At 69.8% G+C, this 13,920-nt stretch carries 19 protein-coding genes; 12 read left to right on the forward strand and 7 right to left on the reverse strand.

Annotated elements, in window-relative coordinates:
• The first annotated feature begins 2 nt into the window (after positions 1–2).
• From ACH4J0_RS19595 to ACH4J0_RS19605, 3 genes are read left to right on the forward strand one after another with little or no spacing between them, the layout of a single operon-like run.
• Entirely contained in the window at positions 3–341 is a 339-nt protein-coding gene (locus ACH4J0_RS19595) for an HIT domain-containing protein (protein WP_396241674.1), read from the forward strand.
• A gap of 35 nt (positions 342–376) precedes the next feature.
• Positions 377–889, forward strand: a complete 513-nt coding sequence (locus ACH4J0_RS19600) for an NUDIX domain-containing protein (protein ID WP_396241676.1) — start codon at positions 377–379, stop codon at positions 887–889.
• A 41-nt stretch (positions 890–930) separates the two neighbouring features.
• A complete protein-coding gene (locus tag ACH4J0_RS19605) occupies positions 931–1,905 on the forward strand; it encodes an endonuclease/exonuclease/phosphatase family protein (RefSeq protein WP_396241678.1) in 975 nt (324 codons plus the stop codon).
• Positions 1,906–2,030: 125 nt separating this feature from the next.
• On the opposite strand, the gene ACH4J0_RS19610 is transcribed toward ACH4J0_RS19605, so the two are convergent.
• The 7 genes from ACH4J0_RS19610 to ACH4J0_RS19640 form a co-directional block, all read right to left on the reverse strand.
• Positions 2,031–2,636 carry a 2'-5' RNA ligase family protein gene (locus tag ACH4J0_RS19610; protein WP_396241680.1) on the reverse strand — a complete coding sequence of 202 codons (606 nt, stop codon included), beginning with the start codon at positions 2,634–2,636 and terminating at the stop codon, positions 2,031–2,033.
• A gap of 113 nt (positions 2,637–2,749) precedes the next feature.
• On the reverse strand, positions 2,750–3,466 hold the full coding sequence (locus ACH4J0_RS19615) for a hypothetical protein (RefSeq protein WP_396241682.1): 717 nt from the start codon (positions 3,464–3,466) through the stop codon (positions 2,750–2,752).
• A 22-nt stretch (positions 3,467–3,488) separates the two neighbouring features.
• Positions 3,489–4,178: a pentapeptide repeat-containing protein gene (locus tag ACH4J0_RS19620; protein ID WP_396241684.1), complete on the reverse strand. Its 690-nt coding sequence runs from the start codon at positions 4,176–4,178 to the stop codon at positions 3,489–3,491.
• A gap of 65 nt (positions 4,179–4,243) precedes the next feature.
• Positions 4,244–4,414, reverse strand: a complete 171-nt coding sequence (gene amcA / locus ACH4J0_RS19625) for a multiple cyclophane-containing RiPP AmcA (protein ID WP_396241686.1) — start codon at positions 4,412–4,414, stop codon at positions 4,244–4,246.
• Positions 4,411–5,553 carry a cyclophane-forming radical SAM peptide maturase AmcB gene (gene amcB / locus ACH4J0_RS19630; RefSeq protein WP_396241688.1) on the reverse strand — a complete coding sequence of 381 codons (1,143 nt, stop codon included), beginning with the start codon at positions 5,551–5,553 and terminating at the stop codon, positions 4,411–4,413. The genes amcA and amcB overlap by 4 nt, the downstream gene beginning before the upstream one ends.
• Before the next feature lie 21 nt (positions 5,554–5,574).
• Positions 5,575–5,760 carry a hypothetical protein gene (locus ACH4J0_RS19635; RefSeq protein WP_396241690.1) on the reverse strand — a complete coding sequence of 62 codons (186 nt, stop codon included), beginning with the start codon at positions 5,758–5,760 and terminating at the stop codon, positions 5,575–5,577.
• A complete protein-coding gene (locus tag ACH4J0_RS19640) occupies positions 5,757–6,209 on the reverse strand; it encodes an ATP-binding protein (RefSeq protein ID WP_396241692.1) in 453 nt (150 codons plus the stop codon). Before ACH4J0_RS19640 ends, ACH4J0_RS19635 begins: the two co-directional genes overlap by 4 nt.
• A gap of 367 nt (positions 6,210–6,576) precedes the next feature.
• On the opposite strand from ACH4J0_RS19640, the gene ACH4J0_RS19645 reads away from it, so the two are divergent.
• The 9 genes from ACH4J0_RS19645 to ACH4J0_RS19685 all read left to right on the forward strand — a co-directional run bounded on the left by ACH4J0_RS19645 (position 6,577) and on the right by ACH4J0_RS19685 (position 13,821).
• Complete coding sequence (locus tag ACH4J0_RS19645) at positions 6,577–7,707, forward strand: hypothetical protein (RefSeq protein WP_396241694.1); 1,131 nt, start codon at positions 6,577–6,579, stop codon at positions 7,705–7,707.
• On the forward strand, positions 7,704–8,237 hold the full coding sequence (locus ACH4J0_RS19650; RefSeq protein WP_396241696.1) for a GNAT family N-acetyltransferase: 534 nt from the start codon (positions 7,704–7,706) through the stop codon (positions 8,235–8,237). The genes ACH4J0_RS19645 and ACH4J0_RS19650 overlap by 4 nt, the downstream gene beginning before the upstream one ends.
• 210 nt (positions 8,238–8,447) lie before the next feature.
• Positions 8,448–8,807: a hypothetical protein gene (locus ACH4J0_RS19655; protein WP_396241698.1), complete on the forward strand. Its 360-nt coding sequence runs from the start codon at positions 8,448–8,450 to the stop codon at positions 8,805–8,807.
• Between the two features lie 57 nt (positions 8,808–8,864).
• The gene (locus tag ACH4J0_RS19660; RefSeq protein WP_396241700.1) at positions 8,865–9,140 is read left to right on the forward strand and encodes a hypothetical protein; all 276 of its coding nucleotides are present in this window, start codon (positions 8,865–8,867) and stop codon (positions 9,138–9,140) included.
• A gap of 68 nt (positions 9,141–9,208) precedes the next feature.
• On the forward strand, positions 9,209–9,889 hold the full coding sequence (locus ACH4J0_RS19665; protein WP_396241702.1) for a hypothetical protein: 681 nt from the start codon (positions 9,209–9,211) through the stop codon (positions 9,887–9,889).
• A 95-nt stretch (positions 9,890–9,984) separates the two neighbouring features.
• Positions 9,985–10,620: a DUF5753 domain-containing protein gene (locus ACH4J0_RS19670; RefSeq protein WP_396241704.1), complete on the forward strand. Its 636-nt coding sequence runs from the start codon at positions 9,985–9,987 to the stop codon at positions 10,618–10,620.
• Positions 10,621–10,659: 39 nt separating this feature from the next.
• Positions 10,660–11,520 carry a PP2C family serine/threonine-protein phosphatase gene (locus ACH4J0_RS19675; RefSeq protein WP_396241706.1) on the forward strand — a complete coding sequence of 287 codons (861 nt, stop codon included), beginning with the start codon at positions 10,660–10,662 and terminating at the stop codon, positions 11,518–11,520.
• Between the two features lie 78 nt (positions 11,521–11,598).
• Positions 11,599–12,417: a hypothetical protein gene (locus ACH4J0_RS19680; RefSeq protein WP_396241708.1), complete on the forward strand. Its 819-nt coding sequence runs from the start codon at positions 11,599–11,601 to the stop codon at positions 12,415–12,417.
• Between the two features lie 240 nt (positions 12,418–12,657).
• Positions 12,658–13,821, forward strand: coding sequence for a hypothetical protein (locus tag ACH4J0_RS19685; protein WP_396241710.1), 1,164 nt, complete (start codon positions 12,658–12,660; stop codon positions 13,819–13,821).
• Positions 13,822–13,920: the final 99 nt, after the last annotated feature.

Here is a 13,920-nt window from a genome sequence, read left to right on the forward strand (position 1 = left end):
GCATGTCCGACTTCTACTGCGAGCAGGTGCTCAACGGCCTCACGTCGGTGGACACCGTCCAGGAGACGGACTCGGTCCTGGCCTTCCACCACACCAAGCCCAGCTACCCGGTTCACATCGTGGTGATCCCCAAGCAGCACGTCCCCTCGCTCGAAGACCTGGGCGTCGGCGGCGAGGAGCTGCTGACCGAGGTGATGCGGGTTGTCCGGGAGGTGGCCGCCCTGGTCCGGGCCGAGCACGGCGCCGCGTGCGTCGTGACGAACCTCGGCGACTACCAGGAGTCCAAGCACCTCCACGTGCATGTCCTCTACCGGGGCGACAAGCCCGAGGGCCTGGCCTGAACCCGGCTGCGCCAGCGGACAGGAGACCGCCCACGATGCCGAAGTGGATTCCCCCCGCCGAATACCTCAAGACGATGCCGCAGGCGCTCCACGGCTGCGCCGTGTTCGTTACGGACCAGCGCAACCGGGTCCTGCTGCTTCACGAAGCCCCGAACGAGCAGCGGGACGCCTTCGGCGCCGAGCCACGCTGGCTGTTCCCCGGAGGACGCCTCGACCACGGCGAGAACCCGCTTCGGGCCGCGGCACGCGAGACCCTGGAGGAGACGGGCCTCGACCTCACCGGCATCCTGCGCCCTCTGGCGACGGACTTTCGCGACCCGACCAAGCATCGGCCGGCCGTGACGGACTACCACTTCGACGGGGGCTGGCTCACCGCCGCCCAGGCCGGAGCGATCCGGCTGTCCGACGAGCACGACAGCTACGCCTTCCGCAGCCTCACCGACTGGCAGCCGATCCTGCCGCCCAACCGCTACGACCTGCTGTCTTCGCTCACCCAAGCCCGCACGGAGAGCCGCCAGCTCGTCCTGCACAACGGGCGTCCAATGTAGAACCCGTGACACCACAGCCAGTCCTACCCGAGGAGCCGACCTTGGTCCGCATCACCAACTTCAACGCTTACAAGCTCAAACTCACCGATCGCAACACCCCTGGCTGGAGAGCCCGCGTCACTGCCATTCAGGAGGTAGCGCCCGACATCCTGACCCTCCAAGAAGTCATCGTCGACGAGGATCTGAAGGAAAACGAGACGGAGCTTGACCGCGCGCAGCGATGGCGAGCCGAGGCCGGCGAGATCATCGGATCCCTCGCGGCCGACTGCGGCCTGACCGCCACGACGATACGTGCGGACGGAACGCCTGGCGCCATCGCCATGGCGAACAACCAGCACCGGGGCTGGTACACCGCCATCCTCTGGAACCCGGACACCGTGCGCGCGGTACCTGGGGGGTTCCGCCCGTTCGGCGCACCAGACTTCTGGCATAGCTGCACGGCCCTGCAACTCAATGTCGGCGCGGCGGAGCCCCTCCTTGTCGGGAGCTACCACGGTGATCCGTTCCGGCCCGACGGCCGCGCGAACGAGGCTCTACGGCTCAAGGGGATCTTCCGCCGCACCGGCGGGGCGAAGCCGGGCATCCTGGCGGGCGACTTCAACTCCATCTCCGCCGCCACCACGTCCGACGGCAAGTGCTATGACGCCGAGCCCTACACCGACCAGGACCACGACGACCTCGAGTACCAGTGCATCGCCGAGACCGTCGGCGGGGAGAACCTGGCCGACCGCCGGCAGACCGCAGCGTTGCTGAGGCGCGGGTTCATGGTCGACGCCGCCGCCCACCTGGCGGAACCGTGGCAGCCGACCGTCGGCTACTGGGCCGACGGGCAAGGCGATCCGGATCCGTGGGGCGAGCGCCGCATCGACCTGATCCTTGCGACCCGGCCCGTCGCCCCCGCCCTGGTCCACTACCGTGCCCACGTCAGCCCGGCCAGCGAGGCTGCGGCCGACCACCGCCCCGTCTACGCCGACCTGGACGTCAGCGCTATCCCGGCCCCGCAGGAGACGCGGTAAGTGCGCATCGGTGTGGCTGTGGCCTGGCAGCGCGCGAGCGGCGGCGACTGGACGGGCTACGCCGCCGACATCGCCGCCCGGGCCGCGATCCGTGCCGGCTCCGGGACGACGGACGCCCCGAACGCTCAGCCGAGTCGAACCTCCTCGACAACGTCCCAGGTGTAGTAGCCCAGGTCAGGGTGCTGGTACTGGTTGACGAGGTGCACACGGTCGATCGTGATGTCCACGCGCGGGGGCCGCAGCGCCCGAAGCGCCCGGTTCAGGTCCCGGCTGGAGAAGTCCGAACGGGCGTAGGCCAAGGATGCGTGAGCCCAGAATCTGGCTTCCTTCTCCCGCAGTGAGACGCCTGGCACCTTCTCGGCTGCGGTCCGGACCCGGTCGTTGAGCGCGGCCATCCCGTCCTCCGGGTAGACCGCGACCGTCACCGCGGTGATGCCGGGCCACACCGGTCCGAGCTGGACCCGGAACGGCTGTATGCCGGCGAGCTCGTCGCGCAGGGTGCCGCGGAACTGAGCCAACTGCTCGGCATCGAGCGCGTGGTGGATGCCCTGGACGGTGGAGTGCAGCCACTCCTCGGGGATCACTCCGAGCTGGTCACTGTACTGAGAGAGCAGTTCAGCGTGGGCGCGAGCGTACTCGCGGTACTCCTCGTACTCACTGAGCAGTACAAGGACGTGCGGGAACGGGCCACCGTCCTTCCAGATCTTGCTGGGGACAAAGAAGGTCTCCAATGCCTATCTCCTCAAGTCGTGCCCTGAGAACCGAAGTTCGAAATGTTACGGTCAGTCAGCGCCCCACGGCACACGCACAGGCTTGTCCGGCCCCGCCTGCCTGTGATGACCGCTCAGGCTATGGCGGGAAGCACTCCGCGTGGCCAATGGCCGAGCCAGAATGTCGCGGTGGACGGCTGCGGCTGGCCCTCGGTGGAGCCGTCGTGGGGCAGGAGCTCGGTCGGGGCGATGTAGCCCTCTCCGGGCTCCAGGCGGAGGCGATAGACGCCGATCTGGTGGCCGCTGGCGATGTAGGCGCGCAGGTCGTCGGTGTGCGGATAGCGGTTGACCGGGTCGCGGTACAGGGTGCGGCAGATGGTGCGGATGTCGAGGTCGCCGAGCAGGAGGTAGCGGGTGCCGGGGCCGAGGTTGAAGCACAGGCGCCGGCGTCCGGTGTGCTTGGACTGGTAGTCCAGCTTGTCCCAGTTGTCGAGGTGCAGGCCGATGCGGCGGCCGTCCTGGTAGTTGGGGGTGGTGGTCAGGGCCTTGGCGGGGCTGGCGGCCTGGCCGAGGTGGACGGCGTCCGGGTCGCCGAGCGGGTCGGCGAGAGCGGCCAGGCTGGTGGGCGCCGGGCCGTCGGGGAGCCTGACCAGCTCCACCAGCGTGGAATCGGCGGTCTGGGCGGTGGGCTTGAGGCGCGCGGCCAGATCGGAGGTCAGGGGCTGCCAGGGGCCGGCCGGCAGGACGGCCCCTGGTTCGTACTCCGGCTCGCCGCCGGCGATGCGGACCCCGGTGGTCTCGCATCGCGCCATGAGGGCGGCGGGGTCGATGTGGGCGATGGCGAGGTTCACTCCGGGCTCCTCCCGGGTCGGGTCACCGGCGCTCGTCGAGCGTGTCCCCGAAGGTCACGTCCAGCTCGGCGATCAGGGCTTCGGCGAGTTCGGCCTGCTGGGCCCGGTCGATGACCACCTTGCCGAGGCTGGCCACCCCTCGCAGCGAGGTCAGGTCGTTGCCGCGCAGGTCAAGGTCCTTGTACTTGCCCCGGCCGAACTCGGTCAGCCGCAGCGTGCACGCGTCCAGGACCGCCCCGGTCAGGTCGCAGCCGGTGAAGGTCGTTTCGGTGAGCACGCACTTGGAGAAGGCGACCGGCCCGGTGGCCCGGACCTGCTCGAAGCTCGCGTAGTCGAGCTTGCAGTTCTCGAACAGCACGTTGTCCATGGCCAGGCCATTGAGGTTGGCACCCATGATCTTGCAGTTGCGGAAGACGACGCGGGACAGCTTGCTGTCGCTGATGCGGGCGGTGGCGAGGTCGCAGGTGTCGAATTCGACGGAGTCCAGGCGGACCTTGTCGAGCTGGAAGCGGTCGGCCCGCAACCCGCTGACGCGGCCGGTGATGAGGCTGGTGTCGGTCAGGTCCAGGTCCCGCAGGTCGGCGTCGCTGTACTGGAAGTCCTGGACGATGCCCCGGGCGGAGTCCAGGGAGGTGACGTTGGACAGGTAGAGGCCGGGCTCGTTCAGGGTGGGCAGGGTGACGGTGACGCGGCCGAAGGTCCTGCTGTCCATGGGGGGCTCCGCTCTGTCGGGCCGGGCCCGCACCGCGCGGTGCGGGCCCGGAAGGGTTGGACGTGCTACTTGCTCTTCTTGGACCAGTTGTCCCAGGTGGGCCGATTGTCGAACGACGAGCCGGCGTTGTCCCAGGTCGGCCGGTTGTCGAACTTGGCGACCGCGACCGGGTGACTGGACGTCAGGTCGGCAACCACCGGGGAATCGGTGGTGGCCAGCAGTTCGAGGACGGTCATGCTGCTTGCTCCTCTCGGACGGTATCGGACAGTGCGGTGACGAGGGCCTGCCTGGACACGCGGCAGTAGTTGGTTTCGGTGGTGTCCAGGCGCCCGTTCTCGAAGTAGCGATTGCCGGCCTGCGCTCCCCGGCAGAAGCCGAAGAACTCGCACCGGGCCTCGCACTCGTCCAGGCCGGTCAGGAACTCACGCACGTACCGCAGGTGGTGTGCGCGGTCCAGCATGGAGCCGATGGTCAGCTCCAGGACGTTGCCAGCCCGGAAGTCGTTGTACGCCGGGTCGCTGATGCCAGCGAGCTCGGGCGAGAGCAGGACCACGTCCCCGGCTGCGGAGACGGTCGGTATCGGGTCGATCAGCGTGTTGTCCCACGCGGCCAGACCCGCCGTGCGGGCGGCTTTGAGGTAGCCGCCGAGACGGTCGACCTCGCGGACGGCCAGCTCGCGGTGCCGCCGGGACCAGGCGATGGTGCGGCGCCAGAACTCGCGGGCCTGCTCGACCGTGGGAACCGCCCGGTCGGTGTTGACGCCCTCGGTCTCCTCCATGTTCAGCCCCACGCTGTGGCAGCCCAGGCCCGCCATGAAGTCCAGCAGTCCCTCCGGATCGAGGATGGTCTCGGCGCTGACAACCGCGATCACGGAGAACCTGACCTCGTTCTCCCGCAGACGGCCGATGCCCTTCATGATCCGGTCGAAGGCGGGGCGACCGGCCCAGTCGACGCGCTGGTTGTTGAGGGCGGCCGGGCCGTCGATGCTCACCCCGACCCGGAACCCGTACTCGATCAGGAAGTCGCACCAGGCAGGGGTGATCAGGACCGCGTTGGTCTGCACCGAGTGCTCGACCAGGCCGGCCTGCCGCAGCGGCTCGAACGGGGCCAGCAGCTCGGCCAGCCTCTGCCGCCCGACGGCCAGCGGCTCGCCCGCGTGCCAGACGACCTCGACCGGCTCCGGCGAGGCGGTGTCGGCGAACTCGGCGATCGAGGCGGCCACCGCCTCGGCGACCGCCACCGACATCGGGGTGCGCCTGTCTCGGTCGGGCAGGTAGCAGTAGGTGCAGTTGAGGTTGCAGAAGCCGTCGGGCTGCACGACCACCGTGTTCGGGCGGCGGGCGATGCGGCGCCGGTAGCGGGCCAGGGTCTGCATCGTGCTGGCTCCTCACTCGGATCAGAGGGATTCGGTGCCCGGGTCGGTGTCCAGGGCGCTGGCCGCGGTGAGCGGCTGGTAGCCGGGCGGCTGGTGCTCGACCAGGTAGCCGAGCAGGCCGAGCACGACGAGGTGGCCGGACACCACCAGGGCCTTCATGGCGCCGCCGAACAGGTCGCGGTCGGGGCCGCGGTGCTGGGCACTCATGCCACGGCCCCCAGCTCGGCATGGACGATCTTGCCGTCCGGCAGCTGGTCGGCACCCCAGTGGCCGCCGGTGAGGTAGTGGACCAGGGCGATACCCCGACCGCCCAGAGCCTCACGGCCGGCCTCGACCATGACCGGCAGGACGCGGCAGCCGTCGGTAACCCGGATCTGGACCGCATTCGCGCCGAGCCGCTCGATCTCGACCCGCATCCGCAGCCGGCACCCGGTCTTGGACGCGTTGGTCGCCAGCTCCGAGACGATCACCTGGGCGTCATCGACCAGGTGATCCAGACCCCAGGCCGCCAGCTGCACACGCACCAGGCTGCGGGCGGCCGACACGGACTCGGCCCGGTAGGGCAGGTCCACACCGGCCGACTCGGTGCCGCTGGCGGCCGTGGCAGCGGCGGCCAGCGGCTCGGCTCCCGGGGGCATGCCAGCGGTGAACGCCATGACGGAACTCCTGGTGCGGACGAGGGTTGGCCGACGCCAGGCCCGGAACGCAGGACGGGCCTGGCGCCAGGTGCCGCCCCCAGGGGTGGGGCGGCGGCGCGCAACCAGTGAACGACCGTCAGCTACCGAGTGGTGAGGAAAAGTACGCACGTTGCAGGTCCCGGCCGAACCGGAAAACTTGACCGTCCCATTACCCGTTCCCCTGCACACCACGTCACACCGCGACTACGTTGATCGCATGGTGGCCAACGTCGCACTCCGCCTCCGGATGGCCGAACGCCGCATGACGAAGGCAGAGTTAGCCCGCGAAGTGAACGCCGAGGTCAAGATCCTCACGGGGAAGCTCGGCACGGTATCAGAGCGAACGGTGCACAACTGGCTTACGGGCCAGACCCGTTGGCCACCGGTGAAGATCCGCCTCGCGCTCACGGCAGTATTCGACTGCACGCCCGAGGAACTGGGCTTCGTCCCCACCGGGCGGACCCGCAGCACAACGGAGGTCAACGTGAGGCGACGCGACTTCATAGCGGCTGCCGGAGGCACGGCAGCCGCCGTGCTGACCAGCACCGCGGCCGGGCCGCGTCGGATCGGGATCACCGACGTGCAGCAACTGCAGGCCCGCTTCGCCGAGGTCGTCGCCAGCGACCACCGTCACGGCGGCCGGCTCAGCATCGAGACCCGCGCCGCCCAGCTCGCCGACGAAGCCCTCGCCCTCCAGGAGCACGGCACCGCCACCCAGCGGATCAGGGCCCAGCTGTACGCCAGCGCGGCCTCCTTCATGTCGAGCGCGATGTGGGCCGCCATCGACGGCCGCCGCTTCGACGCCGCCCTCCAGCACCACCAGAAGGCCGCGTCCCTGGCCGCCATGTCCGGCGACAGCGGCATCCAGTTCCGCATCTGGTCCCACGCCGGCAGCCTCTACCGCCACCTCTCCCGTCCCGGCGACGCCCTCGCCGCCAACGACGTGGCCCGAAACCTGCCCATCGCCCGCCGCGACCCGCTGTTCGCCTCCCTCGGACACGCCCGCCACGCCGCCATCCACGGCCTGACCGGCGACACCAACGCCGTGCGGCGTTCCCTCGGCCACGCGCAGGACGCCCTCGACCGGGCCCACCCCGCCGCGACCCGCCCGCTGTGGATAACCGCCTTCTACGACCAGTCGGAGCTCCACTCCCTCGCGCTCGCCGCCCACCTGGCCGCCGGGAACTGGGAGGACGCCGAGGCCCACGCGCACCGCAGCGTCGCGCTTCGCCGGGGCGCCATGCAGCGATCCCACGCGATCACCACCGTCCGCCTCGCCCACGCCCAACTCAGCCAGGGTGCCCTCGAGCCCGCCGTCGCCACCGCCATGTCGGTGCCGGCCGAGGTCTCCACCCACCCCCGTGTCACCGGCATGCTGACCGTCTTCGGCACCAAGCTCACCGACCGCGCCGCCGGAAGCGGCCCCGCCCGCACCTGGGCCGAATACGCCCACGAGACCTGGAGGACCAGCGCGTGACCGTCGAACTCCGCCACCACACCGACCTGACCCAGGGCGTCCGCCAAGACCTGCTGGACGTGTACGCGGACGTCCGCGCGCCGCTGCTGCACCTGGCGAACTACCGCGTCGAGTCGTTCGCCGAACGCCTCGACCGGCACGCCACCGAGCCCGGCTTCGAACTCGTCCTCGGCTACGACGGCGACGTGCCGGTCGGGTACGCCTACGGCAACACCGCCGAGGCCGGCGACCGGTACTGGAAGCGCATGGCCGAACCACTGCCCGGCGGCTACACCGACACCCCCGTACTGGTCATCAAGGAGATCGGCGTCCGCACGGCCTGGCGTGGCACCGGCACTGCCCGCCGCATCCACGACGACCTCCTCGCCCACCGCGCCGAGGACCGAGTCACCCTCATGGTCAACCCGCTCGCCGGGGACGGCAAGGTCCAAGATCTGTACGAGAGTTGGGGCTATCAGCCATTCAACAGCCAGCAGCCCTCGCCCGAGTCGCCCAGGCTCACCGCGATGATCCGGGCACTGGCCCTGTAGCCAGGCAGTCAAGCCTTCGGGTACGCCCAGAACCGGGACTCTGGGGCACGCAGGCTGATGCCCGCCATGGAGGAGGCCGCGGCGCGGACACGCTTGTTCAGCTCCGCCATGCTGTCCTTACGGGCGCAGGGTAGCTGTGCCGCTGACGGTCGGGGAGAGATCTCCGGAACTGCCCCACAGGTGCCGACCTGTGCGGTAATGCTGCACGTCATGAAGACTGTTGCCGATGCCCTTGCAGCCTGGAACCCGCCCGCCGAGACCTACGAGGCAGACTCCTACCCGTTCATCTACTGCCGGTCCCTCCTCGTCGAAGCCCCGCACCTCGTGCCTGTGGAGATCACGTCCCGGATCGACCGGGAGGTGATGTCCACGCCCAACAGTCAGGGCAAGGAGCGCAAGAAGCGCCACGACGGACGGTACATGGCGAGGCTGTACCTCAAGGCATGGCTGGAGGAGACCGGTGAGGATGAGTGGAAGGCGATCACGATGCTCGCCGACCGGTACCTGGAACTGCACGGCATCGACGCGCCGGAGGACCGTCACGACCTCCCTCCGCACCAACTCTTGTAACCGCCCTCGGCGACGGAGCCATCGCCGTGCCGCGGCTACCGCCATCCCGGCAAGGCCATGTACAGAGTCGACAGAGGGGCACCTGCTGTCCGAGCCATTCGGAGAGTTCCGTTCCGATACCCGACTGCACCATCAGTCCAGGACACCGACACCCCCGAACTCGCCGCCCGCTCGGACCGCCTCGCCTCCGACCTCGGCCGCCAGATCCGGCCGGGAATCCGCACCAACGCCACCGTCTCCAGCGCGTGGCTGGTGTGGGAACGCCAGCACCCCGCCCCGGTGCCCCGCTACACCTTCGAGCGCGTCCACCAGCTGCACCTCGGCCAGTCCTGACCAACAACGGCCAGGCCGCGCCGCCCCACAGGGAACGGCCACCGCACCAATCTGACGGAGAAGCGATCGTGGAGAAGTTCGTTCCGAAATTCCAGGGCGCGCCGTGGCCCGACGGCGCCCGCGTCCTGCACGTCTACGCCGTTCCGAACCTGCAGACCGACCTCCCCCTGGCCCGGCTGGTCAACGAGTGCCGGGACGCGATGACGCCCTACCCGATCACCCCGATCGGCGACGACACGCTGCACTGCACCATCGAGATGGTCGCCGACACCACCGCGGACAAGATCACCCCGGAAGAGCGCGACGACCTTGTCGCCGCCCTGCATACGCACCTGGCCTTCACCGGCCCGCTGGAAGTCACGGCTGGCAGCCCGATCGCCAACCGGGCCGGGGCCTTCATGGACCTTTCGCCCGACGAGAGGCTGGTCGACCTGCGCGAGCATGTCCGCGACGCGATCCGCGAGGTCCGCGGGCCCGGCGCGCTGCTCCACGACGGCGGCCGGCACCACATCTCACTCGGCTATGCCTGGGCCGAGGCGTCTTCCGACGCGCTGCAGACGGCCCTGCGGAGGATCTCGCCCAGCCACGTCCCCGTTCGCTTCACCGCGCTCCACCTGCTCGACGTGCAGTTCCAGCAGGTCCCGCGTCCGGGTGGCGAGTTGGCCTGGGAACTGACGTGGGAGCCGGTCGCAGCCATCTCCCTCAACAACGGCTCCGACGACGCCCAGCCGTCGCAGCCCGCTCACTGACACCCGTTCGCCGTCTCGCCCGGCGCAGGCACGCGTCGGGCGGGACAACCCTTCCACCAGGCTCCACACCGCAGCCCGTTCTCAGGAGGAACCGCATGTCCGACCCCACCGTCCCCGCCCTGGACCTCACAGCTGCCGGCCCGGCCGCCATCGACTGGCCGGGTCTTCTCCGGCAGGGAACCGGGCCGACCCAGGCCGAGTTCCGCCGGCTCGTCGAGCAGACCACGCACTACCACGGCTACAGCCCCGACCTCGTCTGGGGAAACCTGCAGACCCGTGCCTACGCTGAGGAGGTTCTGCGGCTGGTCGTCGACCTGCATGACATCCCGCGGGACATCGAGGCCGGTGCCGCCGAGCGCGTCGCCCGCGCCCAGTACTTCGGCGTCGGCGGGCGCAGCTTCCACGTCCTGCTCGGTGAGCAGGCGCTGCTCACCGGCATCGGCGGTCCCGAGGTCATGCGTGCCCAGCTCGAACACCTCCTGGGCGCCCTGAAGTTGCCCGGCCTCACCCTCGGCATCATCCCCGCCCGCGCCCGGCTCGCCGTCTATCCCGGCGACGGATTTGGGATCTTCGACGGCGCCCGCGTCGAGGTCGAGGGCTACCGAGGGGGCGAGACGATCACTGACGACCGTGTTCAGATCTTCCACCGGGCCTTCGATCGGCTCCACGAGTCCGCCGTGTACGGCGACGACGCCCGGGCCATCATCACCACGGCCCTGCACACCTGCTGAGCTCCGGCCACCGCTTTCACACCGCGAAGGATCCTGCCGATGTCGACCACCTCCACCGTGCCCGTCGTCCGCACGGGCGAGCGCGCCGGACAGGACAACCGCCCCACCGAGGACCGGATCGTGGTGCTTGACCACGCCCTGGTCGTTCTGGACGGCGTCAGTACCGTCACCGACGATCAGCCGCGCGGCGGCTGGTACGCCGGGGCCCTCGGCGAGCGGATCGCCAACCTGCTGACCCGCACACCCCGATCCGATCTTCGCGAGGTCCTCACCGCAGCCATCGGCGGCCTCGCCCGCGACCACCACTTGATCCCCGGGCGCTCCCCAGCCGCGACCGTCGCCGTCGTCCGCCTCGCGAACCATCAGATCGACGTCGCCGTCCTCGGCGACAGCCCGATCACAGCAATTCACCTGGACGGCACCCTTCTTCAGCTCCGGGACGACCGTCTCGCGCAGCTCGTCGACGCCCAGCCCCAGGCGGCCCTCTACCGGTCCCGGCTCCGCGCCGGCCACGGCTTCGACGAGCAGCACCGCGAAATCCTGCGCGAACTGCGGGACTTCCAGAACACCCAGGTCAACCGCCCCGGCGGGTACTGGATCGCCGAAGCCGACCCCGAGGCCGGTCAGAACGCCTTCGCCGCGACCTGGCCGGCCGAGGGGCTCACCGACCTGTTCCTGGCCACCGATGGCATCACCGAGGCCGTCGATGCCTACCGCCTCCTCACCTGGCCGCAGATCGCCGCCCTCTCTCGCGCAGTCGGGCCGGACGCCGTCATCGACACCATTCGCGACTTCGAAGCCCAGGACCCGGACGCCCGCCACCATCCCCGGTACAAGCCCTCTGACGACGCCGCCCTCGCCCACTGGCTGCTTGCCGCCCCGCAACCCGGCCGCCCGTGATCCGAGCAAGCCAGAATCGGAAACAGCTATGCAGCCAACCAGGGCGATCGATGACAACAACGCGACTATGGTGGGGCAGTGACCTGGAACTTCACCACGAGCCACATCGGCCACGACGGCGTCGGCAACCTCACGATGGAGGTCTGCCACCGTCGCGCGGACTACGGCAATCGGTTCGGTGGGGTGTTCTGGCTCGGCACCCCGCCGCTGCCGGACGGCACGCACGAGCTGGACGTGTGCTGCCCGCTGTGCATGGCGGATCGCGGCCTGACCGTCTCCGGGGTCTGGGGCGGCCCCGCCCGGCTGACCTGCGTGTGCGCTCACTCGTGGACGCCCCGGCTGCCCGGCCTCTCGCCCGAGGACGTTCTGCGGAAGCTCGTGCGCCTGGCTCTCACATCGGATCCCGGTCCCGGTATGCCGTTGTGGCGGATGCGGGCCGACCACGACGCCAAGCCTCCCACCCCACTCCAGCAGGCCGTCCACCCGTACGTCGCCGACGCCTCTCGCGCCCTCAACCGTCGGGAGTGGCAGTTCAGCGATCGGGAGTGCTCCGTGGCCTCCGACCTGCTGACGCGGGCAGGCTGCCGGGTGTTCTGGAGTCCCGAGGCGCTGGAGGCGCTGGCGCAGGAGAGGCCGACCGACGAGGACCACCTCCGCTGGGTTCATGAGAGTCTCCGGGCGCTGGAGGATCACAGCGGGAAGACCGGCGACCGTCTCGGGCAGTTCCTGTCGGACTGCGCCGCCGCGCTGCAGCCAGCTGCCCTTCTGACCGTGAACGACCTGGAGCCCGGCAAGACGTTGTCCGGCATGCCGCCCGTGCTGGATGACGCCCGAGGTGCGCTCGGCAGCGTCCACGTCGTACTGACCGCCGGCGCCACCGGCGACGTCGATTACTGACGCTTGCCACGACCTGCCGCCTCACTCCTTGCCCCACGAGGTGTTCGGTCGGTCCTCGGCGACCCGCCGCTGGCCCTGTTTGTTCATCGGTCCGGGAGTCAGAGGCAGCCGTGCTGAAGATCGAACCGCTCATGGGACTCGGCAGCGCCGTGGGTTGTTAGGACCTGAAGGTTGCCGCCGCTGGGGACCAGTACCCTCACTTTGCGAAGGCGGCCTTCGCCACACATGCAGGGGGACGTCATGGGAGATCCAAGCAGCATCGACCAGCCGGCCTGGTCGGTCAGGCTGTGGCGCTACCTCGACGACCCGCACCGCGGCTGGGTGAGCCTGCTTTACTCCGACGCTCAGATCGCCGGCATCGCTGGGACGCAGATCATCGGCCCCTACCGCTTCACCCCGGTCGACGAAGCTGCTGGCCAGCGCTCGGGGCGGCTGCGCCCGGTGCTGGAGCTGGCCAGTTGGTTCCGTTACCCCAATCAGCAGCCCGCCGCCTCGGGCAGTGCAGGCTGGACGGGGTTGTCGATCCACCAGGAGGTCGGGGCGCTGGCGTCGCTGGTCCTGGGAGTCAGACTGCGCGGCGATGACCCGCGCCCCCGCTACCGCCAGCAGGACGGCGACGTCACCAGCTACGAGGTGTCCGCGCAGGTCGTGCCGAGCGCTCCGGCCTCGCCCTGGTCCTCACCGATCCTGCCGGGTCTGGCGGGCAGCACGGCTGACTTCGGGTCGCTGCAGCCCTACCTGGAGTCGCTGCCTCACCTCGCCCCGGACCACACTGTCCAGCTGGTGCGGGCCGCCAGGCAGTACGCCGATGCCCTGTGGATGGCCGAGGGCGCGCCGGAGCTGGCATGGCTGATGCTGGTGAGCGCCGTCGAGGTCGCCGCGACCGCCCACCAGGCCGCCACCGAGGACTACGCGCTGCTGGTGAAGAAATCCTTCCCTATCTCCGCCGAGGCCCTGATCGCCACGGGTGGGGAGACCCTGCTCGCCAAGGCTGCCGACGCCGAGTTCTACAAGCTCGTTGGGGCCACTGGCCGCTTCCTCGCCTTCGCCAAGAAGTTCCTCCCCAACCCGCCGGACGAGCGCACGACCGACCAGGCTGGCCAGCTGCCGTGGTCCAAGACGAAGATGAGCGCGGCCCTGGAGGCGGTGTACAAGCTGCGCTCCGCCCGCCTGCATGCCGGGACGGCCTTCCCGTGGCCGTTGCTGATCCCGCCACCCGCCGCCGGCGACGGTCTGCCCGCTGAGGTGTTCACCCAGGACACCTACGGGTCGGGGGACACCACGTGGCCGGCTGCGGAGCTGCCGATGACCCTGGCGGTCTTCGCTCACTTGGTGCGCGGCATGCTGCTGCGCTGGTGGGACACACTCGCCGAAGAGAGGGCTCTTCCGAACTCGTCTGGGTAGCCAGCGCCGATCAGCCGCTCACGAGTAGTGATCCGGGCTCAGTGCGCGATCTGACGCAGATGCCTCAAATCGAGTTGCCCGGCGGGGACATGATTCTCA

Origin of the sequence: Kitasatospora sp. NPDC017646 (genome assembly GCF_044329365.1) — a bacterium.
Classification (GTDB): Bacteria; Actinomycetota; Actinomycetes; order Streptomycetales; family Streptomycetaceae; genus Kitasatospora.